General features: G+C 57.7%; 20 protein-coding genes. 2 read left to right on the top strand and 18 right to left on the bottom strand.

All coding sequences use genetic code 11. The features are described 5' to 3' along the window. Window positions 1-12: 12 nt before the first annotated feature. From ACXJJY_RS07030 to tgt, 3 genes are all read right to left on the bottom strand, one after another. A complete protein-coding gene (locus tag ACXJJY_RS07030; RefSeq protein ID WP_456386343.1) occupies window positions 13-900 on the bottom strand; it encodes a spermidine synthase in 888 nt (295 codons plus the stop codon). Window positions 901-931: 31 nt separating this feature from the next. After that, window positions 932-1,276, bottom strand: coding sequence for a preprotein translocase subunit YajC (yajC, locus tag ACXJJY_RS07025; RefSeq protein ID WP_267927263.1), 345 nt, complete (start codon window positions 1,274-1,276; stop codon window positions 932-934). A 121-nt stretch (window positions 1,277-1,397) separates the two neighbouring features. Beyond that, window positions 1,398-2,534 (bottom strand): tRNA guanosine(34) transglycosylase Tgt, encoded by a 1,137-nt coding sequence (gene tgt, locus ACXJJY_RS07020; protein ID WP_456386341.1) that lies wholly within the window; start codon window positions 2,532-2,534, stop codon window positions 1,398-1,400. 331 nt (window positions 2,535-2,865) lie between these two features. Between tgt and ACXJJY_RS07015 the strand changes: the two genes are divergently transcribed. Together ACXJJY_RS07015 and ACXJJY_RS07010 are read left to right on the top strand one after the other, a co-directional pair. Beyond that, window positions 2,866-4,761: a response regulator gene (locus ACXJJY_RS07015; protein WP_456386339.1), complete on the top strand. Its 1,896-nt coding sequence runs from the start codon at window positions 2,866-2,868 to the stop codon at window positions 4,759-4,761. Between the two features lie 263 nt (window positions 4,762-5,024). After that, complete coding sequence (locus ACXJJY_RS07010) at window positions 5,025-6,137, top strand: hypothetical protein (protein WP_456386337.1); 1,113 nt, start codon at window positions 5,025-5,027, stop codon at window positions 6,135-6,137. A gap of 68 nt (window positions 6,138-6,205) precedes the next feature. Here the strand turns inward: ACXJJY_RS07010 and ACXJJY_RS07005 are convergent, their stop codons facing one another. The 15 genes from ACXJJY_RS07005 to guaB all read right to left on the bottom strand — a co-directional run bounded on the left by ACXJJY_RS07005 (window position 6,206) and on the right by guaB (window position 20,732). Continuing rightward, window positions 6,206-6,628: an FKBP-type peptidyl-prolyl cis-trans isomerase gene (locus tag ACXJJY_RS07005; protein ID WP_456386335.1), complete on the bottom strand. Its 423-nt coding sequence runs from the start codon at window positions 6,626-6,628 to the stop codon at window positions 6,206-6,208. Between the two features lie 88 nt (window positions 6,629-6,716). Beyond that, window positions 6,717-7,829 carry an alanine dehydrogenase gene (gene ald / locus ACXJJY_RS07000; protein WP_456386333.1) on the bottom strand — a complete coding sequence of 371 codons (1,113 nt, stop codon included), beginning with the start codon at window positions 7,827-7,829 and terminating at the stop codon, window positions 6,717-6,719. 31 nt (window positions 7,830-7,860) lie between these two features. Beyond that, the gene (locus ACXJJY_RS06995; protein WP_456386331.1) at window positions 7,861-8,934 is read right to left on the bottom strand and encodes a phosphotransferase enzyme family protein; all 1,074 of its coding nucleotides are present in this window, start codon (window positions 8,932-8,934) and stop codon (window positions 7,861-7,863) included. Then, complete coding sequence (locus ACXJJY_RS06990) at window positions 8,931-9,296, bottom strand: nucleotide pyrophosphohydrolase (RefSeq protein WP_456386329.1); 366 nt, start codon at window positions 9,294-9,296, stop codon at window positions 8,931-8,933. The genes ACXJJY_RS06995 and ACXJJY_RS06990 overlap by 4 nt, the downstream gene beginning before the upstream one ends. A 93-nt stretch (window positions 9,297-9,389) precedes the next feature. Beyond that, window positions 9,390-10,862 carry a DegQ family serine endoprotease gene (locus ACXJJY_RS06985; protein WP_456386327.1) on the bottom strand — a complete coding sequence of 491 codons (1,473 nt, stop codon included), beginning with the start codon at window positions 10,860-10,862 and terminating at the stop codon, window positions 9,390-9,392. Between the two features lie 306 nt (window positions 10,863-11,168). Next, complete coding sequence (locus ACXJJY_RS06980) at window positions 11,169-11,864, bottom strand: TVP38/TMEM64 family protein (protein ID WP_456386325.1); 696 nt, start codon at window positions 11,862-11,864, stop codon at window positions 11,169-11,171. Window positions 11,865-11,889: 25 nt separating this feature from the next. Further along, window positions 11,890-12,963: a glucokinase gene (gene glk, locus ACXJJY_RS06975; RefSeq protein ID WP_456386323.1), complete on the bottom strand. Its 1,074-nt coding sequence runs from the start codon at window positions 12,961-12,963 to the stop codon at window positions 11,890-11,892. A gap of 47 nt (window positions 12,964-13,010) precedes the next feature. Next, window positions 13,011-14,456 carry a glycosyltransferase family 39 protein gene (locus ACXJJY_RS06970; protein WP_456386321.1) on the bottom strand — a complete coding sequence of 482 codons (1,446 nt, stop codon included), beginning with the start codon at window positions 14,454-14,456 and terminating at the stop codon, window positions 13,011-13,013. After that, window positions 14,440-14,832: a GtrA family protein gene (locus tag ACXJJY_RS06965; RefSeq protein ID WP_456386319.1), complete on the bottom strand. Its 393-nt coding sequence runs from the start codon at window positions 14,830-14,832 to the stop codon at window positions 14,440-14,442. Before ACXJJY_RS06965 ends, ACXJJY_RS06970 begins: the two co-directional genes overlap by 17 nt. Before the next feature lie 5 nt (window positions 14,833-14,837). Then, complete coding sequence (locus ACXJJY_RS06960; RefSeq protein ID WP_456386317.1) at window positions 14,838-15,758, bottom strand: glycosyltransferase family 2 protein; 921 nt, start codon at window positions 15,756-15,758, stop codon at window positions 14,838-14,840. 104 nt (window positions 15,759-15,862) lie between these two features. Next, window positions 15,863-16,498, bottom strand: coding sequence for an HAD hydrolase-like protein (locus tag ACXJJY_RS06955; RefSeq protein ID WP_456386315.1), 636 nt, complete (start codon window positions 16,496-16,498; stop codon window positions 15,863-15,865). 91 nt (window positions 16,499-16,589) lie between these two features. Then, window positions 16,590-16,775 (bottom strand): 4Fe-4S dicluster domain-containing protein, encoded by a 186-nt coding sequence (locus ACXJJY_RS06950; RefSeq protein ID WP_456386313.1) that lies wholly within the window; start codon window positions 16,773-16,775, stop codon window positions 16,590-16,592. A gap of 20 nt (window positions 16,776-16,795) precedes the next feature. Further along, window positions 16,796-17,572: a LabA-like NYN domain-containing protein gene (locus ACXJJY_RS06945; RefSeq protein ID WP_456386311.1), complete on the bottom strand. Its 777-nt coding sequence runs from the start codon at window positions 17,570-17,572 to the stop codon at window positions 16,796-16,798. Window positions 17,573-17,657: 85 nt separating this feature from the next. Next, on the bottom strand, window positions 17,658-19,208 hold the full coding sequence (gene guaA / locus ACXJJY_RS06940; protein ID WP_456386309.1) for a glutamine-hydrolyzing GMP synthase: 1,551 nt from the start codon (window positions 19,206-19,208) through the stop codon (window positions 17,658-17,660). 60 nt (window positions 19,209-19,268) lie between these two features. Next, window positions 19,269-20,732 carry an IMP dehydrogenase gene (gene guaB, locus ACXJJY_RS06935; RefSeq protein ID WP_456386307.1) on the bottom strand — a complete coding sequence of 488 codons (1,464 nt, stop codon included), beginning with the start codon at window positions 20,730-20,732 and terminating at the stop codon, window positions 19,269-19,271. Between the last annotated feature and the right edge of the window lie 206 nt (window positions 20,733-20,938).

Raw genomic sequence — 20,938 nt, 5'->3', positions numbered from 1 at the left:
CCGCGCGGCTGCTTACAGTGGACAGAGCAGGTTGCGCAGCAGGGAGCGGTTGATCCGGCGCAGTTTTTTCAGATACTGGCCCACCGGCAGGCCCAGCCGCTCTTCCAGTTCGACCACCCTCTTGCGGACCCGGCGGATACGACCTCTCGGGATCTCTCCTGCAAAACCCAGCATGATCAGGTTGCTTTTCTTTTTCACCGGCAGTTCCAGGATCTGGCCTCCGCATCCGGACTGGATACAGTTTCTGGCCTTGAGAAAGGATTTTTTCTCCCCGTTCCACAGGTTGACAGCCATAATGCCCTCCTGGTCCAATCGGGTTCGGAGCCGTGAGTAGAATCCGGGCTCATAGAGCAGGGGTGACATGTGGTCGGGCTCGAAAATATCCACGAATATCACGTCATATAACCTTTCGTCCCGGGCAACATGGGCGTCTGCGTCACCGTGTACAATGGTCAGGGCGGGATCATCCGGGAGCAGAAACCACGACCTGGCCAGGTCGATGACCTGGCGTGAGCGTTCCACCGCAGTGATGCGGCAGCTCGGGTAACGGCGCAGCAGGTAGTGGACAATGGCTCCGCCGCCAAGGCCGAGCACCAGGAAGCGGGACGGTGACGGGGTCAGCACCAGGCCGGTCATCATCCAGCGGGTGTATTCCAGGACCAGCCGGTGGGGCTCCATGGTGTTGACACAACTCTGCCGGGCCCCGGTACCAAAGCGCAGGATACGGATACTGTCCTGGTCGGCCACCACCGTGGGATGGTTGCCGTCGTGGGAGCTGTGGACGATACGTTCCATGGGCAGGGGATCAGGGCCCGGATGTCCGGCGCCGTAGAGGCCATGAAAAAAGGCCGGGGAACTGGCGTATGCAGTTGCCCGGCCTCTGGAAACTCTCTTTTTCATACACGATGAAAAATCAGCAGCCTCCTATGCCTCAACCTCCCTTGGCAGGCGCTTCGGCCTGCTTGCGGGTATCGGCCGCCGAGGCGAGGATGGAGGCGCGGGTGACCTTGATCCGCACTCCGTCGGCGATCTCCAGGGTCACGACCGTATCGGTCAGGCCGGTGATCTTGCCGAAGATGCCGCCACTGGTGACCACCTCGTCGCCTTTTTTCAGGTTATTGAGAAAGATCTGATGCTGTTTGGCCTTTTTCTGCTGCGGCCTGATGAGCAGAAAGTAGAAGATCACAAAGATCAGAATAAGGGGAACGAACGAGGCCAGTCCGCCGGCCGGTCCGGCTGCCGGGGCTCCGCCCGCGGCATATGCAATTCCTGTCATGGATATATCCTCCGGATACAAAGTTGTTGCTGAAAGTCCGCTGGAAATGAAGAGGGTCCGGACGGGACTTTCACTGTCTGTTGTGGCTGGCAGGGACAGTGACCGTCCTCCAGCCAGGGGTCTACCTTTCCTCCTGCGGGGTCTCCCGCAGGGCGTAAAAGCTGCTGCGAAAAGCCTCGAACCGGTCTTCGGCGATTGCCTGACGCATGTCCGCCATCAGCTGACAGTAATAATGCAGATTATGGATACTGTTGAGCTGATACGCGAGTATCTCCCGGCAGGTGAAAAGATGCCGCAGATACGCCCGTGAATAATGGCGGCAGGTGTAACAGTTGCACGCCTCGTCAACCGGTCGTCTGTCGTCCCGGTAGCAGGAATTTTTTATAACAAGTCTCCCCCTGGAAGTAAAGAGCATTCCGTTTCTGGCATTGCGGGTGGGCATGACGCAGTCGAACATGTCCACCCCGCGATAAACGCCTTCCACCAGGTCTTCCGGAGTTCCGACTCCCATGAGGTAGACCGGGTATTCTTTCGGCAGGTGGGGGACCGTGGCCTCGAGCATCTCCAGCATCAGTTCCTTGGGCTCGCCGACGCTCAGGCCCCCGATAGCGTATCCGTCAAAGCCGATATCGATGAGTTCCCGGGCCGCTTCTGCCCGCAGGTCCGGATACATGCCTCCCTGGACAATGCCAAACAGCAGCTGGCCGGTGTCGGACTGGGCTTCGCGGCAGCGCCGGGCCCATCTTCCTGTAAGGGAGGTGGCCCGGCGCGCCTCGTCCCGGGTAGCCGGGTAGGGAATACAGGTGTCGAGCACCATCATGATGTCCGAGCCAAGAGCCTCCTGGACATGAACCGCATCTTCGGGGCTGAGAAAAAGTTTCGATCCGTCGAGATGGGAGCGAAAGGCAGCGCCCTCCTCGGTGATGGTGGCCAGGTCGGAAAGGCTGAAAATCTGGAACCCGCCGGAATCGGTGAGGATGGGCCGGTCCCAGTTCATGAATCCATGCAGGCCGCCAAAGGAGCGGATCAGCTCGTGGCCGGGACGGATGAAGAGATGGTAGGTGTTGCCGAGAATGATCTGGGCCCCCAGTTCCTTGAGGTTTTCCGGGGTCACGCCCTTGACCGTGCCCAGGGTTCCCACCGGCATGAAGACCGGGGTTTTGAAAGTGCCATGCAGGGTTAGGACCACGCCACAGCGGGCCCGGCACTGGCTGGAGTTGTGCAGAAGGGTGAAGGGAGACTCGGTGACTGTTTTCATCTTGGATCCGTCTGTTTTTTCATGTGGGGCTCTGTCTGTTTTCCTGATCGACGCTCTGGTCTTGAGCAGCAGGCAGGCAGCAGAATATGGTACCGCCCTCTGTGTTAGCTGAAAATTTATGTTGCCACAAGAAGAAAAGCAGGCTTAATCTTTCTCCATTAGCTCCATGCCGGGGTCGTAAATGGATCTTTTATTTCCACTCTCGTCCTGGTTTCCGGTATCATACAGATAGAGGGGAGAGAAAGAAATCCTGCCGTACAGGTAGCGACCCTGTCATCGGCAGACCTGTGCGGGAATTTTTCTGGCCGGGCTGAACACTCTCGGGATTCTGATGCGTTTTTTAATGGACTGTGGGCTGCGCAAACTCCATGAAAGCGAGAGCAGAAGGAGGTCCTTTCTGCTCAATGCCTTCCTGATTCTCGGCATCATTCTGTTGCTGGTCCTGGGATCGGTGGCCCTGGCGCAGGATGAGCCGTTCCTTGGCCTGGCTGATTTTGTCATGGTGGCTCTCTATACCGGCCTTTTTTTCTACCTGCGCCGGACCGGGGACGACTCCATGGTCGCCCGTGTCGGGGTGATTACTGTCGGTATATTTTTCAGCTATCTTTTTTTTATCGGCGGGGTTCGTGCCACCGCCTTCATGTGGCTCTACACCTTCCCCCTTTTCTCTCTTTATCTCCTTGGGTTGCGCCAGGGCATACTGGCTACGGTCCTGCTTTTCTGTTACTGCTGCGGTTTTCTCCTTTTTGATCTCCAGAGCGATACAGTGAACGTCTATACCCGGGATTTTGCCATCCGCTTCATCCCTTCTTTCCTGCTGGTCAGTGTTTTGGCCTTTCTTGTGGAACACAGCCGCTCCGGTGCGTGGGACGCCATGCTGGAAAAACAACGCGTTCTTTCCGATACCGTTGACCAGTTGCGCAGGAAGGAGGCTGAGCTGGAAGAGATCCGCGACCAGCTGGAAATCAGGGTTGCCCTGAGGACCGAGGAGCTGGAGCGGGCCAATGCCCACCTACGGATCGAGATAGAGGAACGGAAATGGGCCGAGGAGGAGCGCATGCGGCTGGAGGCCGAACTGCTGCGGGCCAAGCAGATGGAACTGCTGGGGCGGTTGGCCGGCGGGGTGGCCCATGATCTCAACAATGTTCTCTCCGGCATTGTCAGCTATCCGGACCTGCTGCTTCTCGAACTGCCGCCGGAGAGCGAGATGCGGGTGCCGCTGCAGAATATCAAGCGGGCCGGCGAGCGGGCCGCGGCCATTGTCCAGGATCTCCTGACCCTGGCCCGCCGGGGGGTCTCGGTCAAGGAGCAGGTGCAGCTCAATGAAATCGTCACGAGCTATCTCCAGAGTCCGGAGTTCATCGCCCTCAATCAGGAATATCCCAAAGTACGGGTGGAAACCCGGCTTGCCGGAGATTTGCAGACCGTCATCGGTTCGCCGGTGCACCTGGAAAAGGCGGTGATGAATCTCCTGGTGAACGCCTTTGAGGCCATCGAGCAAGAGGGCACAGTGGTGGTGACCACTGAAAACCGGTGGCTCGATTCATCGCGGCAGGGGTATGACACCATTATTCCCGGAAACTACGTGGTCCTGACGGTTACAGATACCGGGGTGGGTATCTCCAGGGAAAATCTGGGAAAGATTTTTGAACCGTTCTACACCAGCAAGATCATGGGCCGCAGCGGCACCGGGCTGGGCATGACCGTGGTCTGGGGAACGGTCAAGGATCATGGAGGCTATCTGGATGTGGAGAGTGTCCAGGGGCGGGGCTCGACCATTACCCTCTTCCTGCCGGCTGCAAAAGCAGGGGCAAGTGAACGGGCCGGCGAGGCCGGTGGAGCCCGGCGGATCGTACATGGCAGCGGTGAGCGGATTCTTTTGGTCGACGATGCGCCGGAACAGCGTTCCCTTGGCAACAGCATTCTGACCACTCTGGGCTACCGGGTCGAGACGGTTGCCAGCGGCGAGGAGGCGGTGGCCGTCCTGCAGGGCAGGGAGGTGGATCTTGTCCTGCTGGATATGATCATGGAACCGGGAATGGATGGCCTGGATACCTACCGGAAAATCTGCCAGCTGCGCCCGGACCAGAAGGTGATCATCGTCTCCGGCTATTCCGAGACCGACCGGGTGCGGGAAGCCCTGGAGCTGGGAGTCCGCAGTTACTTGAAAAAGCCCTATACCCTGGAGGAGATAGCCAGCGCTATTGTTCGGGAGCTTGATGAATAAGTTATAATTTTTGTATAGATCCAGGCTTGACAGAGGCCGCGTTATCGCATGATAACGCGGCTTTTTTGTTTTTACGGCCTGTTTTTCCGGAAGTCAGGTCTCAAAATAACCAAAAAGTAATTCTTGTGTAATTAATTTTGAACAAACAGATAATCAATATCTTACCAGCGACCGATAGAAAAAGAATCGAGACTGTTTGCTGCCTTGTTCAGCCACTGGAGGGGTGAGGTGGTCACGCGAAAACAAAGATAAAGGAGGACACCATGAAGAGATCTCTGCGCCAGTCTGTCTTTCTGGTCTACGGCCTGATCCTGCGCTGGCCGCTCTGGCTGCTGATCTGGGCCCTTGGCCGGACTGGAATGATCAAAACCCTGTTCCTCGTCTATCCCACCGACGATACCGAGTGTAATGAACTTTGCCCCAACATTTCCTGGCTGAGGCGGTTTTTTTCCGCTCGTCCCACCCCGGCCGGATTCATAATGGATGGCTGGCTGCCGGCGGGGATTTATTTCGTGATTCCTGATCCGCCCATGCAGCTTATGCTCAGGAAAAACCGACATAAGGCCGAGGCCATACTCCGACGGATGTTGTGGATCAGGAAACTTACAGGTGCCCGGGCTGTCGGACTGGCCGGACAGTTAGGGCCGATCTTTGAAAAACGTCATAACATTCCCATTGAACCGCCCGTGTACAGTTCCACCATGGGTAATATTTTCAGTATCCAGGAGGCGGTCAATCACATGGCGGCCAGGGGCCAAAACCGACCCTGGAAGGTTTCGGTGGCTATCCTTGGCGGTGGAGAACTGGGTGAGCTGCTGGAGAGCAATCTTGGTGCGGAAGGCTATCGGACTGTGATGGTCGATGTCCGATATACCCGCAGGGGTGATGTGAGGCTCTTGGATGAACAGGAAACCGCTCGTCGTCTGCAGCGGGTTGATTTTGTGATCAATCTTCTGCCCAGGGGGCGGGATTTCATGGCCTGCCGGCTCCACAGACGGATTCCGGAAAACAGTGTTATTATCGATTTTTCCAGGCCGGCTATTCCGGCGGAAGACCTGGTGCAGACAGTGGTCATGGGCAACCGGGTGCATCGCCGGGGGATGCAATTTTTCATGGAACTGCCCGGCGGCTGGCAGCGGCACGAACTGCCGGCCTGTTGCGTCCCGTCCCTGTTGGCCTCCCTGGGTGGATATCGCGTTCAAACCATGGAGGATTTCCGGCTGGCGGCCAGGAAGATGGCCTTTGGTACGGCCCTGGCGGTGCGGCCGACACCGTTTTCCGAGGTGTTCAGAAACCGGTGGCGTGGTTTTGCCGGCGAGTTGAGCCTTGGCCGACTGTTGCTTTTTGTCCGTAAATCTCTGCGCAGCGCCACCTGATTCCCTGCCGCGAAGAATTGTGTTTCCAGGCCCGGCTCAGGGCCTGGAAACAGGGCCTGGCGATGGTCTTACTGGACGTCGATAATTTTGACTTCGAAATGGAGAGTCTTGCCGGCCAGGGGATGATTGAAGTCAACAATGGCAGTCTCGTCCCTGAGTTCGGCTACCACCCCTTCCACGGTCTGCCCGTCCGGTCCTTCGGCCCGGAGCTGGGCACCAACTTCCCACGCCTCGGGCGGCAGATGGTCCCGGGGAACCTCCACCAGTGCCTCCGGGTTGGTCGGTCCATAGGCATCTTCTGGATCAATGGTGGTGGTCATGCTCTCGCCGGCCGTCATTCCTTCCACGGCTTTTTCCAGGCCCGGAATGATCTCGCCTGCGCCTTGGGTGTAGGTCAACGGCTCCTGGCCGACGTTGGTGTCAATGGTTTCGCTGGTGTCCAGGGTTACTGTGTACTCGATGGATACCTGTTTTCCTTCGCTGATGTTCATCTACGGCTCCGTTTGTCTGGATTTTTTTGATGTATAGAGCGAGCAGTCTGTGTCTCCAGTGAATCCTGGTTGGCCCGACACCCGGGGATCAGAGAAGCTCTTCCAGGGGAACGTATTCGATCCCAAAGGTTTCGGCAACATTTCTGCAGGTGATCCGGCCCAGCACAACGTTGGCACCCAGGGCAATCTCGCTGTTTTCCCGCATGGCCCGCTGCCAGCCCTTGTCGGCAATCTGCACAACATAGGGCAGGGTGGCGTTGGTCAGGGCCTGGGTGGAGGTCTTGGGTACTGCGCCTGGCATGTTGGAAACACAGTAATGTATAATACCGTCTACCTTGAAGACCGGGTTGCGATGGGTGGTCGGGCGGGATGTTTCGAAACAGCCCCCCTGATCAATGGCCACGTCCACCATTACCGCCCCGGGCTTCATGGTGGCCAGCATGCCCCTGGTCACCAGGTTCGGAGTCTTGGCTCCAGGGATCAGGACGGCGCCTATGACCACGTCAGCCCGCTGGATCAGGTCGCGGATCGCCGCCGGGCTAGACATGAGCGGAAAACAGTTTCTGGGCATGATGTCGGAGAGGTATCTGAGCCGGTCAATATTGGTGTCCAGGATGGTTACCTTGGCGCCCAGGCCGCAGGCCACCCGGGCCGCGTTCACGCCCACCACCCCGCCGCCGATGATCAGCACGTTGCCCGGGTCCACCCCGGTCACCCCGCCGAGCAGGACCCCGAGTCCACCATGGGCCATTTCCAGGTACTTGGCCCCTTCCTGGACCGACATGCGGCCGGCCACCTCGCTCATGGGCGTGAGCAGCGGCAGGGAGCCGTTTTCTTTCTGAATGGTTTCATAAGCGATGCAGACCGCACCACTGTTCATCAGGGCCCGGGTCAGGTCCTCGCTGGCCGCGAGGTGCAGGTAGGTAAAGAGAATCTGCCCCCGGCGCAGCAGGGGGTATTCCGAGGGCTGCGGCTCCTTGACATGCATGACCATATCGGCCCTTCGATAGATCTCCTCCGGGGTATCGACGATCTGCGCCCCATGGGCCACGTATTCCTCGTTGGTAAAGGCGGAGCCGATGCCGCCGTTTTTTTCCACCAGGATTTCGTGCCCGGACTGGTGGAGGATTTCCACGCCGGCCGGAGTCATGGATACCCGGTACTCGTCGGTCTTGATCTCTTTGAGGATGCCGATAATCATGGGATGCTCCAGGGTGCGGGGGACTGGGGGATCAGAACGTCGACAGGGAGGCCACGCACTCCCGCAGGTCCTGTTCCTGCTCTTCGATGGACCGGACCAGGGCGAACTGGATTCTGGCCCGCAGCAGGTTCTGTTGCTCGTATTGTACCTTGAAATAGCGATTTCCCGCCAGATGATCTGAAAAAAAACGGATACCCAGCTCAAAGGCCAGGATTCGGGCGCTGTCCACCAGGTGGTCGAGGTCGTCTGCTTGCAGAAGGGAGCCGGCCCGGGCGAAATATCCCCGCAGTACACCTTGAAATATCTGCCGGTCAAAAAAGACTGTCTCCGGATCGTCCACCTCTTCCCCGGCCGGGTTACAGGCGGAACGGAGACAGTCGCCTAGGTCATGGAGCAGCAGGCCCGGACGGACCGTATCCAGGTCGATGAGGCTGACCACGGTGTCCGAATCCTTGGCAAAGAGAAAGTTGGCTACCTTGGGATCACCGTGGACCACCTGGTGTCTGAGCTTTTTCTGCCGGTCCGCGCGGTCCAGGACCGTGGTGAGCCCGTCCCTGGCCTCTATGAAGCACTGGCAATCCTTCTCCATATGGTTTTTCAGTTCCGAGCGGGCCAACCGGGCATGGTATCGGGCAAGAATGGCCATCGTGTCGTGGAAGCCGGGCAGGGGATCGGTCAGCAGGTGGGGTTCCAGATCGGCAAGACCCCGGTGGAAGAGACCAAGCATCCGGCCGATCTCCCGGGCCTGGTCTTTGTTGTCGAGGTTGTTCAGACACCTGGTGTGACCGATATGGGTGAGCAGACGCCAGCAGGAGCCGTCGTCATCGACCACCGCGTACTTTCCTTCCGTGGTAGGGATCAATGTACAGACCGCGGCCAGGTTACGGAGTCGTTTTTGGAGATGGGTGGTGACCAGCCGCACGTTCCTTATAACATCTTGCGGCCTAGTGAATACAGCTGGATTGAGCCGCTGCAGGACCTGCTGTTCCCCGGTTGTCAGTTGCAGCAGCCAGGTATCATTGATATTGCCGTTGCCCAGTGGGCTCAGGATGTCGACACGGCCGGGAGGGACAAAACAGGCCGCAGCCTCCCGGGGGGTCATCATGGGGCGGTCTCCGGCCTGGCGGCCGTGTCACCCTGGCTGCGAGTCACCCTGGCTGGATATTTTTTGGCATTGAGGACGATCTTTTGCCCGGCCGCCTCCAGCAGATTGATGTCCAGCCGGTCGGCCAGCCGCACCAGGTAGATCAGCACATCGGCCATCTCCCGGGCCACTGCCTCACGTCGTTCAGGATCAGGATTCATGCTTTCTTCCGGTGAGAGCCACTGGAACTGTTCCACCAGTTCGGCCGCCTCGACGATCAGAGCCATGGCCAGATTCTTTGGGGTGTGAAACTGGTTCCAGTCCCGACGGGCCGAGAAGTCGCGCAGGGCCTGCTTCAGTTCGTCAATAGACTGTATTTCCATATTTTTTTCCTCTGCGGTGCCCATCCGGTGGAAGGCTGTACCTTAAAAAAACGGCGCCGCAATTCGGCGCCGTTTCCGGTGGCAGGAGGGGAATTATTCCGACCGCAGGACCACATATCGGCTGTATTCACCAGCCCGGATCCGCAGGAGGATCTGCTTGGAAGGTCGGGACCGTTTCAGGGCCTTTTTCAGCTCCCTGATATTGTGAACCCGGACCTTGTTCACCTCTTCGATGAGCTGGCCCGGCTGGAGGCCGGCCCGGTCTGCCGGGCTGTCCGGCGCCACGTCGGCGATCAGCACGCCCTGGTCTTTTTCGTAGCCGAACTGTTGGGCCAGCATATCGTTCAGGTTCTGCAGGGTCAGGCCCAATTCCTTGAGCACGGTGTCTCCGGTCGGGCCTCTTGAGGCAATGCTGCCGAAGTCAGAGGGTTGTTCGCCGATGGTTACCTGGAGGCTCTTTTCCCGGCCATCCCGGATAATGGTCAGGGTCACATCGCTGCCGGGGGCAGTGAGGGCGATGCGGTTGCGCAGCTCAGCCACGTCCTTGATTTTCTTTCCGTCCAGGGCAATGATCACGTCTCCCTGCTGGAGGCCGGCCCTGGCCGCCGGTGATTTCTCGGTCACCTCAGAGACCAGGACACCGCTGGCGGTTTTCAGCTCAAAGGATTTTGCCAGGTCTTCATTGACGTCCTGGATTACCACGCCCAGCCATCCCCGGACGACTTTACCGTTTTTCTGCAGCTGTTTTTCGATAGCTTTTACCATGTTTATGGGAATAGCGAACCCAATACCCATGTAGCCGCCGGAGCGGGAAAATATGGCGGTATTGATGCCTATCGCCTCACCGTGGATGTTGAGCAGTGGACCGCCGGAATTGCCGGGGTTGATTGCGGCATCGGTCTGGATAAAGTTTTCGTAATCGTTGAGGCCGATTCCGGAACGGCCCTTGGCGCTTACCACGCCCACGGTGACAGTCTGGCTGAGCTCAAAGGGACTGCCAATGGCGATAACCCATTCACCCACTTCCAGCCTGTCCGAGTCTCCCAGCGGCAGGACCGGCAGGTTCTCTCCGTCGATCTTGATCAGAGCTACGTCCGATTGTGGATCGGTGCCAATGATCCTGGCCTTGAACTCCCTTTTGTCCGCCGTGCGGACGGTGATATTGTCAGCGTCTTCGACCACGTGATTATTGGTCAGGATATATCCGTCGCTGGAGATGATGAATCCCGAGCCTGCGGCCTGCTGCTTGAATTTGCGTTGTCGCGGCTGGGGATGGCGGAACTGGGGTCCGAAGAACCGCTCGAAGAATGGATCGTTGAAAAAATCAAATGGATTGGGCCCCTGGGGTCCGCCCTGTCGGCCCTGGACAGTTTTTTCCACCCGGACATGGACCACGGCCGGGGCAGCCTTTTTTACCACCGAGGCAAAAGCCTTGGCCGAGCGGGCAAGCATGTCAATATCGTCGCTGTGGCTATCTGCCTGCACGGGGCCGGAAAGCAGAAGGGAAAAACAGAGGAAGAACGCGGCGATCACGCTCATCCTCGACCGCTGGTGTTGTGTGTTCATGATGTGCTCCATTGGTTATCCGAAAACCACCACAAGTGTAGACAGTTCAAGGGTGGTTTTCATGGTTTGTCGAGGCTGGACCGCTCTCTGATATGGTCCAGCCAGGCTGGTTTACTGGTTATCGGGTTTATCTGATCCAGGGACGACGGTGCACCACAATCCACAGATCGCTGATGTGCAGGTATTCGTTTCGCACAACTCATACAATTATACTTTGTGTCAGGGCCGTCAAGGTCATTGCACGAATGAAGGCCATGTTTCCGGAGACCGCTGCCTGCCGGTTTTTTTCGGGGGCAGGGATGACCCTCAGGAAGGACGCCGTGATCGACGGTAGAGATCCAGCAGTTTGCGGGCGGCCAGGGGTAAAAGACCCAGGAGGGCAAAGGAGATCAGTAACCCCGGGGAGAGGACATCTGCCGGTGACTGAATCCGGGCGAGCTGTCGCCCCGCATTGACATAGACGATGGTCGCCGGCAGCATGCCGAGCTGTGAGACGAGATAGAAGGTGGTGAGCCGGATAGAGGTCAGGCCCATGGCCAGGTTGATGAGGAAAAAGGGGAAGACCGGGACCAGGCGCAGGGAAAAGAGATAAAGAGCGCCTTCGCGGGCCATGCCTTTGTTTATTGTTCGCAGCCTGTCCCTGAACCGGCTTCGGACCCAGTCCCGCAGCAGGTACCGGGCCGCCAGGCAGGCCAGGGTCGCGCCGATGGTCGAGGCAAAGGAGACCACTATGGTGCCGGTGACCAAACCGAACATGGCTCCCCCGGCCAGGGTCAGGACCACTGCTCCGGGCAGGGACAGTCCGATGATAACGATGTAGGTGATCATATAAGTAATGATCATGATGCCCCGGTGGCGGGCGACCAGCGCGGAGAGCTCGCCCTGCCGTGCCTTGAGCGTGTCCAGGGTGAGGTGCTGGTTCAGTTCCAGGAGATAGAACAGGCCCAGGAGGACCAGAACCGTGACGGAAAGAGTGATTTTGTAGACCGTTGTACGCTGCATCGCGGAAAAATGACTGGTTCTCGGTTCAGGGGCTTTCTTCCCGGAGCATATCCCTGGCCCGGGAGGCGGCTCCGAGCAGGCCGGTTTTCGGGTTCAGGATAACATGGATCGGGACCGCATTCAGCAGATCCCGATACACCCCGCGGGCAAAACAGTCCAGGAACCGGGCAGGCTTGAGAAAGGGGAGAATCCGGGGCGGCATGCCGCCGCCGATATAAATCCCGCCCCAGCAGAGCACCTTGAGAGTCAGGTTGGCAGCCTCGGCGGCCAGGATGTCCCAGAAGAGCTCCAGTGCCCGGACCGCCAGGTCGCAGCCATCCTTTCGTCCCTCCAGGCTGTTGCGCGCTGCCTGGACAATGGCCGCTGTCGGTCCGGTATCCGGATCATGGTCAGCAGGCGGTTTGCTGCTATTTCCACTTTCCCTGCAGAGAAATTCATAGAGCAGTGGAATGGCCTGTCCCGAACAGACATCTTCCACACTGACGTGCGTTTTTCGCTGCCTGAGATACCGCAGCAGCCTGATCTGTAACTCGTCGCAGGGGGCGAAACCCACGTGGCCCCCTTCAGAGCCGCAGGGCAGGGGCCCGGTGGGCAGGCGAAGGATGAATGCCTCTCCCAGGCCGGTTCCCGGCGCGAGCACGCCTGTGGCACCGGCAGGATCAGGCTGGCCGCAGTTTATGGGCTTGAGATCTCTGGAAGTCAGTTCCAGGGTACCCAGGGCCAGAGCCACCAGGTCGTTGATCAGTTCCACCCGACTGATATGAAACCGGCTCTGGAGACTGGCAGCGTCCAGGGTCCAGCCAAGGTTGGTCATCCGTACCCGGCTGTCCCTGATGGGACCGGCTATCCCGAAACAGGCGCTTTTGGGCTTTTCCGGATCCGTTGAGAGAAAGTCATCGATAATGTCCTCCAGGCAGTTCCACTCCCGGTTGCGGTATTTCTGTTCCCGAACTGTCACCAGCCCCGATGTTGTTTCCCGGCACAGGCAGAGATCCGACTTGGTCGCGCCGATATCTCCGGCCAGGACAAGGTGGCCGGTGGTGACAGCCGGTATGGGGCTTTTGGGTCCGGTGGTGCCGTCGGAGGATTCGGTCTTCATTGGAAGTCTGCAGGGAAGGGTGGGCGAGGTGTCATGGCCTGGAACATTTAATTCAGGTTCAGGTTTCTGCAGACCAGGTAGTGTGGCCTGTAGAACAGTTTGCGGGAAAATTTGAAAGGAATGCTCTCTTCGTATTCCGTGCACTGATAGTTCTCCAGGTCCAGAATTTTCCGGGCCAGCGGTGGCTTGTGATTGTGCCAGACCAGGAGAATCGTTTCCGTTTCAGGGAGCGGAGCCCCGGGTATGGCGGGCGTGCGGACCAGGGTTTGCGGAAAAAAAAGGCGCAGGTTGCCGGCGATGAACATGTCCTGGGCAACGATAAGCTGCGGCTTGATTCCCCGGGTTTGAATCCGCTCGGCAAGCTGTTTGAACGGGTAATTCTCCCGGTGTGGTTTTCCTGTGAGATCTATGGTGACCAGGCGCAGCGGGATGACAAGAAGAACCAGGGACATGAAGACAGCCGCGGTGGCTGCAAGTTTTGTCGCCCTGGTGCGCAGCTCCGATTTGTGGACATGGAGCAGACACCAGAGAGGAAAGAAGAAAAGGTAGGGTTGCAGCCATCGCTCTTTGATGTTTGATATACCGCTGGCCATGATGATGAGGACAAGGAGGACGACAGTCCAGATCAGGATAGAGCCGAGGATTTTGCTTCGGGGATAACGGCTGGGTCCCAGACCTTTGCGAAACAGGAGCAGGAAGACAAGCCAGAAGGGACTGACAAAGGCCAGGCTGGCCTTGAGCAGATCGGCCATGCCGCGGAGCCGGTCCTGGACCGGGTGGCCGATATCGTCCATATTCATCCGCTGGATGGTTTCTCCAGTGGCCAGGCCGGTGTGCTGGATGAACCACAGGGTGTGAGGCAGGATGATGAGAATGATTGGTCCCAAGGCCAAAAAGACCTTCCGGGTCAGGATCCTGGGTCGCAGTTCGGCCATGGACAAACAGGTGAGGCCCATGGCCAGGAGCAGGAGAAGGAAGTTGTACTTGAACAACAGGCCGCAGCCGGCGACCAGTCCGAAAATCAGGTAATCCACAGCCCTGCCGTGGTTGACCAGACGCAGGAAGAAATAAAGGGCCGCCGCACCGGTCGTGGTAACTGCCGCCGAATGGATCTGGTCGATCTGGGCCACCCAGGCGATCTGAAAGAGGAGGATCAGGGAAAGCGCCGACAGGGTGGCCACCAGTCTGTCCCGGCTGATTTCCCTGGCGCTGAGCCAGGTGAAAATATAGAGCAGGTAGAGAAAAAGATTCTTGAGCAGGGCAATGGCCAGGATCGACTGGCCGAAGATCCTGAAGAACAGGATCTGAATCCAGGTGTAGAGTGGCGGCTGGGCATTGTAGCCCAGGCTGAAATACTGGGATACCAGCATCTGCTCAGATTCGTCGATGGTGAGGGTGTTGTTGCTCGCAAGGCGCAGGAACAGGTGGGCGAGAAAATAGAAACCGATGAAAAGGGGAAATCGCTGGAGGATGAAATCAGTAATTGGACGCAACAGACCGCTCCTTTGTGTCACCAAAAGCGATTTTCTTTGTTTCGTAGTTGTAGAAAAAAATGATGGCCGTACTGATGATCTTGGCCATGACCGGTTGCTGGCGCATGACCGGAATGTGGATCAGGATATAGATGAACAGGGTGCCCAGTCCGATCCCGCCCAGGGAAAACAGCACCGAGAGAATGAAGGAAACCGGTATGGACCTCGAGGCCTCAAAGACAAAGCGGCGCTGGATGATGTAGTTGGTCACCATGCCGGCTCCGGCGCTGATCAGGTTGGCGACCGGCGGAAAGAGAAAGGTGGACAGCACGGTATAGATGGTGAAGTCGACCCCGGTGCCGATACTTGAAGATGTGAAAAATTTAATGAGTTTCAAGGTGATTATTTGCGTATGGAATAGTTCTGGATGTTATCGCGTTCACGGTTGTGGACAATGAGTTCCGCCACCAGTCCTACGGTGAAAATCTGTATACCGGTTCCGAGCAGAAAGATGGATATGCTGAAAAGCGGGCTGGTACCAATGGACTGGCCGTGAATCCAGCGCCCAAAGAAGAGATAACTGAATATCGCCACTCCGCTGCCGAAAAAGATCGTGCTGATGCCGCCGAGAAAATGAATGGGCCGGGTCAGGTAGTTGGTAATGAAGACTACGGTCAACAGGTCGAAAAAGCCGCGGAAATATCGTTCCAGGCCGAACTTGGAACTCCCGAACCGGCGGGCATGGTGCTTCACCGGAATCTCCGCCACCCGGAAACCCTTTTTGTGGGCCAGGAAGGGGATAAAACGGTGCAGTTCACCGTACAGACGGATTTCCTCGATTACTTCCCGGCGGTAACACTTGAAACCGCAGTTGTAGTCCCGCAGGTTGAGGCCGCTCATCCTGGAGGTAATGGCATTAAACAGTTTGGAGGGCAGCCGTTTCTCCAGCGGATCCTTGCGCTTCACCTTCCAGCCGGTCACCAGGTCATATCCCTCGTTTATCTTGGCCAGAAATTTGGGTATCTCTTCGGGGTCATCCTGCAGATCTCCGTCCAGGGTCAAGATGATTTCTCCCCTGGATGCCTGGAAACCGGCGTTGAGGGCCGCTGATTTACCGAAATTCTTGCGGAAGAAGATGGCTCGTATTACCGGGCTGGCGGCCTCTTTTTCGCGGATAAGCTCGGTGGAGCCATCGGTACTGCCATCATCGACGAACAGAATCTCATAGTCTTGCGCCAGTGCTTTCATTACCCGCTCTATATCTCGCTGCAGGGGATCTATGGAGTCTTTTTCGTTGTATATCGGAATGATAACAGAAATCATGACGTACCTTGGTGCACTGAGGATGGATTGTGTGTCCGCTCTGGATCATATAGGGAACCGCGATGACACGCAATTCAGAAAAATAGCCCTTTTGGATCAAAATGTCATGAAAAATGAATGTTTTTCAGGTCGTGCGGCTGGCGGGCAAAAAGACTGGGGAGGCACAGTTCCAGTTCTTCTGCCGGGCCGTAGCCCCAGAGTACTCCGACGGACCGCAGGCCGTTATCCGTCGCCGCAAGAATGTCGTAACACCGGTCGCCGATCATCCAGGTAGAATCGGTACACAGATTGTTTTCGATCAGGCGGGCGATCAGGCGCGACTTGGTCGCGGCAAGGTCGGCGCCAAACACCCCGGCAAAATAGGGGCTAAGCTGGAAATGCTCCAGGATCATGGTGGCGACACCGGTACGCTTGGCCGTGCAGACCGCCATGGTATAGCCCTTGTTCCGCAGTTCCTGCAGGACCTCGTGAACACCGGCGTAGACCATGTTCTCTTTCCAGCCGGTGGCGACATACTGTTCGCGGAACGCGGCCACAGCCCGGGTTATCGCGGTTTCGTCGCCGCCGGGCAGGAGCGTCTCGAAAGCCTGTTCCAGGGGCGGGCCGATGAACTGCTCCAGTTCTTCTGCCGGCAGTTCCGGCCGGTCGAGAACACGCAAGGCATGGTTGAAACTGCGGACTATACCGGTTCGAGGATCGCACAGGGTGCCATCCAGGTCAAAAAGGAGATCAATATGCATGGGAAACAGGTTCCAGGGTTATGGGAGCACCACAGCCGGTACCGGCACTGTCGGCCCGTGGTACAGAGGGACGGACAGGAAAGCGGTTCCGTTACCGGGCCTCGATATGGCAGGCATCATGCTCACAGAGTGCTTCGCAGGTATGGCAGCCGTGGCAGTCGTCCATCCTGACCGGTCTGGCCAGGTTATCCACTATCTCGTATACTTCGCCGGGGCAGGCATCCACACAGGTTCTACAGCCCTGACATCTGTCGTTATCCACTATGACGTTCCACATACTTTTTTCCTGCTGCCGGCTCAGTTTTCGCGTACCAGCCGTATGTCTCTGGCTTCGGACCGGTTGTTGTTGGCTGGATTGTCGACGACCCGAAATTCAAAGATCTGGGAGGCGTCCTGAAAGTGGTAATCTCCGTCCAGTGAAGACTGGGACAGGTGAAAAAATACTGTCTGCGGAATCAGGATCCCATCGACCATGTCATAATACCGGAAAAAACCAAAACCGCGATCCGGGTGGAAGCTGGTCACCGTGCCCCGCTGCCACTCGTCATTCTGGACGCTGCCGCCCTGCTGGATTGGCAGCAGACCCGGTATCAGGTACCCGGAAAAGTAAGCGTCCGCCACTTCCTTGAGTTCATGGCTGACGTTGCGGAAGCCGATGACCTCCACCCGGCAGCCCATGTTCTGGAGGGCAATGACCAGGCGGATGAAATCGGAATCACCGGTGAGCAGGATCACCCGGTCCAGGTTGCGGGCCTGGAGCAGAGCATCGATAGCCAGGTCCATGTCGGCGTTGGCCTTGGTGGTGACGTTGCCGTCCTCGTCCTGGTAGCGGCGGACATATTTCTTGATGATCTTGAACCCGCACTGGCGGAGAATGTCATGATAGGCATAGACCTTGTGGCGATACTCCTGGTCACGCGTGGTTCGCTCCCGGTCTTCGGCCAGGTAGCAGTTGGCGCGCAACATCACGGAGCGGCCCGAGCTGGCCAGGTCGACAAGCACGTCGTAGCGCATGCCGTACCCGCCACACATTTTGATATTCTCGGCGTCGACGTATATTCCGGTTTTGAGCATATTCTTTGAGGAGTCGGTGCTCCGGACGAGGGGTGAAAAGAAAATATCCGCTGTCTCTGTGCTCTTTTCTCCCGGTATCTTGTTTTTATTCCCACTCGATGGTGGAAGGGGGCTTGGAGGAAATGTCGTAGACCACCCGGTTCACGCCGCGGACCTCGTTTATGATCCGGTTGGATATCCGGCCCAGCAGGTCGTAGTCCACCCGGGACCAGTCCGCGGTCATGGCGTCCTTGCTGTCCACGCAGCGGATGGCGATCACATGCTCATACGTACGGCCATCGCCCATGACCCCTACGGTCTGGATAGGGAGAAGCACGGCAAAGGACTGCCATACCTTCCGGTACCAACCTTCTTTCTTGAATTCGTCCAGAACAATGACATCGGCCTGGCGAAGGATGTTGAGCCGTTCGGCCGTGACCTCGCCCATGATTCGGATTCCGAGCCCCGGTCCGGGGAAGGGCTGGCGGTAGATAGCCTCCTCGGGCAGGCCAAGCTCCAGGCCCAGTTCCCGAACCTCATCCTTGAACAGTTCCCGCAGCGGTTCGATCAGGTCCAGCTGCATGCGCTCGGGCAGGCCACCCACGTTATGGTGCGACTTGATGGGGGCCTTACCACGGAATTCCACCGACTCGATGACATCAGGGTAAAGAGTTCCCTGGGCCAGGTATTTGACTTCGCCTAGTTTTTTCGCCTCTTCCTCGAAAATTTTGATGAATCCGTAGCCGATGCGTTTGCGTTTTTCCTCTGGATCGGCCACTCCCTTGAGCTGGTCGAGAAAGTAGTCAGTAGCGTCTACGTCGATGACCTTGAGGCTGGTTTTCTGGCGGAAGAACCGAAGCACGCTTTCCGACTCCCCGGTTCGCATGAGCCCGTTGTTGACGTAGATACAGGTCAGCTGATCGCCGATGGCACGGTGGACCAGGGCAGCGGTCACCGATGAATCAACTCCGCCGGACAGGGCGCATATGACCCGGTCGTCTCCCACCTTGTGGCGGATTTCCTGAACCGTGGTGTCGATGAAGGAGTGCATGGTCCACGAAGGTGTGCAGCCGCAGATGCCGAAGATGAAATTTCGCAGAACATCGGTGCCTATCAGGGTATGGGCGACTTCGGGATGAAATTGGACCGCAACAAGGGGTTTTTCCCGGTGCCTGAGAGCGGCACAGGGCGAATGCGGGCTGGTGGCCGTGACCTCGAATCCCGGAGCCAGCACCTCAATCCGGTCTCCGTGACTCATCCAGACCTGGTAGTGAATGGGCGGTGTTTCCATACCGGCAAAGATACCTCCGGTGTACTCGATGGAAAGCTCGGCCTTGCCGAACTCCCTTTTCTCCGCCTTCTCCACTCGACCTCCGAGCTGCTGCATCATCAACTGGGCGCCGTAGCATATGCCGAGCACCGGGGTGTCGAGTTCGAAGATGCCCGGATCGGAAATGGGTGCGTCGTCGTCGTAGACCGAGGCCGGTCCGCCGGAAAGGACAATACCTGACGGCTTGAGCGCCTTGATTTCTTCCAGGGACAGGCTGTAGGGGTGGATTTCGCTGTAGACCTTTTGCTCCCGGATGCGCCGGGCTATGAGCTGGGTCGTCTGGGAGCCGAAATCGAGGATCAGTATCTTTTCAGTATGTGTTGCCATGGGGTCACGTAATGAGGGTATCAGGGTGGTCGGTTGGCATCGGTGCCGGCCTGCGGCGGATTAGATGCTCTCTGTTCTGTAGTTGGGTGCTTCCCGGGTGATGATGACATCATGGACATGGGATTCCCGCAGCCCGGCCGGTGAGATGCGGACAAAGCGGGCCCGCTTGTGCAGCTCTTCAATGGTTGCCGCGCCTACGTAGCCCATGCCGGAGCGCAGACCGCCCAGGAGCTGGTAGATCATCTCGGAGATTGGACCCCGGTAGGGGACCTTTCCCTCGATGCCCTCGGGCACCAGCTTGGAACTTTCCTTTTTCTGGAAATAGCGGTCCGAGGAGCCTTCCTTCATGGCGCCAAGCGACCCCATTCCACGATAACCTTTGTATTTACGCCCCTGGTAGAGGAAGGTTTCTCCCGGGGTTTCGTCAGTGCCGGCAAAGAGCGAGCCGACCATGACCGTATGGGCGCCGATACCGATGGCCTTGCAGATATCGCCGGAAAACTTGATGCCGCCGTCGGCAATGACCGGGATACCGTGTTTTCTGGCCTCTTCGGTGCAGTTCTTGAGCGCGGTGAGCTGGGGCACACCGACACCGGCAACGATACGGGTGGTGCAGATGGATCCGGGGCCGACCCCGACCTTCACCGCGTTGGCTCCGGCCCTGATCAGATCGGCCGTGCCTTCGGCGGTGGCCACATTGCCGGCGATCACCTGCAGGTCGGGAAAGAGATTCTTGATCATCTCCAGGGCCTTGATGACCCCGGCCGAATGGCCGTGGGCCGAGTCGAGCACCACCACGTCCACACCTGCGTCCACCAGGGCCTTGGTCCGTTCCTGCATGTCGCCGGAGATGCCGATGGCAGCGCCCACCAGCAGCCGGCCGATATCGTCCTTGGCTGCATTGGGGTATTTTTTCAGCTTCTCTATATCCTTGATGGTGATCAATCCCTTGAGGTTGCCCTCTTCGTCGACAACGAGCAGTTTTTCGATGCGATGCTCGTGAAGCAGGGCCTTGGAGTGCTCAAGATCGATACCCACCGGTGCGGTGATCAGGTTTTTGGAGGTCATGACATCGCGCACCTTCAGGTTGTCGTCCGAGACAAAGCGCAAGTCGCGGTTGGTGACGATACCGACCAGTTTTTCCTTCTTGAGTACCGGAAGACCGGAAATCTTGTAGGTACGCATGATATTCTGGACGTCGGCTACCGACTGATCTTCCGTAACCGTGACCGGGTCGATGATCATACCGTATTCCGACTTCTTGACCCGCTCCACTTCCCGGGCCTGGTCACTGATACTCATATTCTTGTGGATGATACCTATGCCGCCTTCCCGGGCCATGGCAATGGCGGTGCGGTGCTCGGTGACCGTGTCCATGGCCGCGCTGATCAAGGGGGCGTTGAGCTTGATCTTGTCGGTGAGGCGGGTGGCCAGCGAGACCTCCGATGGCAGAACCTCGGAAGCCGCGGGTATGAGAAGAACATCGTCAAAGGTATATGCCGGCGGGATATCCTCGTTGAACATTGGAACTCCTTTTGGTTAAAAATCTCCCCGGATCCGTTGGGGCCGAAGGAGTTTTCATCGATCGTGGGTAACTGACGACTACCAGGGTACGGTAGGTCCATGCTGGTTAGGTAGTAACTATTCCTATCGGCAGTGTAGCATGTTACACGGTAAAAGAAAACGGGGTTGTGAAAAATATCTCTGGCACTGGCGGGAGATTCCTGCTT

The organism is Desulfolithobacter sp. (genome assembly GCF_054025815.1).
This window is presented reverse-complemented; position numbering and strand designations above follow the sequence as displayed.

Excerpts from the sequence above, each read along its gene's own strand:
- glk (WP_456386323.1), bottom strand. The coding sequence starts at position 12,963 with ATGAAGACCGAATCCTCCGACGGCACCACCGGACCCAAAAGCCCCATA.
- ACXJJY_RS06950 (WP_456386313.1), bottom strand. The coding sequence starts at position 16,775 with ATGTGGAACGTCATAGTGGATAACGACAGATGTCAGGGCTGTAGAACC.
- ACXJJY_RS06980 (WP_456386325.1), bottom strand. The coding sequence starts at position 11,864 with ATGCAGCGTACAACGGTCTACAAAATCACTCTTTCCGTCACGGTTCTG.
- ACXJJY_RS06995 (WP_456386331.1), bottom strand. The coding sequence starts at position 8,934 with ATGATGACCCCCCGGGAGGCTGCGGCCTGTTTTGTCCCTCCCGGCCGT.
- ACXJJY_RS06955 (WP_456386315.1), bottom strand. The coding sequence starts at position 16,498 with ATGCATATTGATCTCCTTTTTGACCTGGATGGCACCCTGTGCGATCCT.
- ACXJJY_RS06985 (WP_456386327.1), bottom strand. The coding sequence starts at position 10,862 with ATGAACACACAACACCAGCGGTCGAGGATGAGCGTGATCGCCGCGTTC.
- guaA (WP_456386309.1), bottom strand. The coding sequence starts at position 19,208 with ATGGCAACACATACTGAAAAGATACTGATCCTCGATTTCGGCTCCCAG.
- ald (WP_456386333.1), bottom strand. The coding sequence starts at position 7,829 with ATGATTATCGGCATCCTCAAAGAGATCAAGACCGACGAGTACCGGGTA.
- ACXJJY_RS06945 (WP_456386311.1), bottom strand. The coding sequence starts at position 17,572 with ATGCTCAAAACCGGAATATACGTCGACGCCGAGAATATCAAAATGTGT.
- yajC (WP_267927263.1), bottom strand. The coding sequence starts at position 1,276 with ATGACAGGAATTGCATATGCCGCGGGCGGAGCCCCGGCAGCCGGACCG.
- ACXJJY_RS07015 (WP_456386339.1), top strand. The coding sequence starts at position 2,866 with ATGCGTTTTTTAATGGACTGTGGGCTGCGCAAACTCCATGAAAGCGAG.
- ACXJJY_RS06960 (WP_456386317.1), bottom strand. The coding sequence starts at position 15,758 with ATGATTTCTGTTATCATTCCGATATACAACGAAAAAGACTCCATAGAT.
- ACXJJY_RS07005 (WP_456386335.1), bottom strand. The coding sequence starts at position 6,628 with ATGAACATCAGCGAAGGAAAACAGGTATCCATCGAGTACACAGTAACC.
- ACXJJY_RS07010 (WP_456386337.1), top strand. The coding sequence starts at position 5,025 with ATGAAGAGATCTCTGCGCCAGTCTGTCTTTCTGGTCTACGGCCTGATC.
- guaB (WP_456386307.1), bottom strand. The coding sequence starts at position 20,732 with ATGTTCAACGAGGATATCCCGCCGGCATATACCTTTGACGATGTTCTT.
- ACXJJY_RS06990 (WP_456386329.1), bottom strand. The coding sequence starts at position 9,296 with ATGGAAATACAGTCTATTGACGAACTGAAGCAGGCCCTGCGCGACTTC.
- ACXJJY_RS07030 (WP_456386343.1), bottom strand. The coding sequence starts at position 900 with ATGAAAAAGAGAGTTTCCAGAGGCCGGGCAACTGCATACGCCAGTTCC.
- tgt (WP_456386341.1), bottom strand. The coding sequence starts at position 2,534 with ATGAAAACAGTCACCGAGTCTCCCTTCACCCTTCTGCACAACTCCAGC.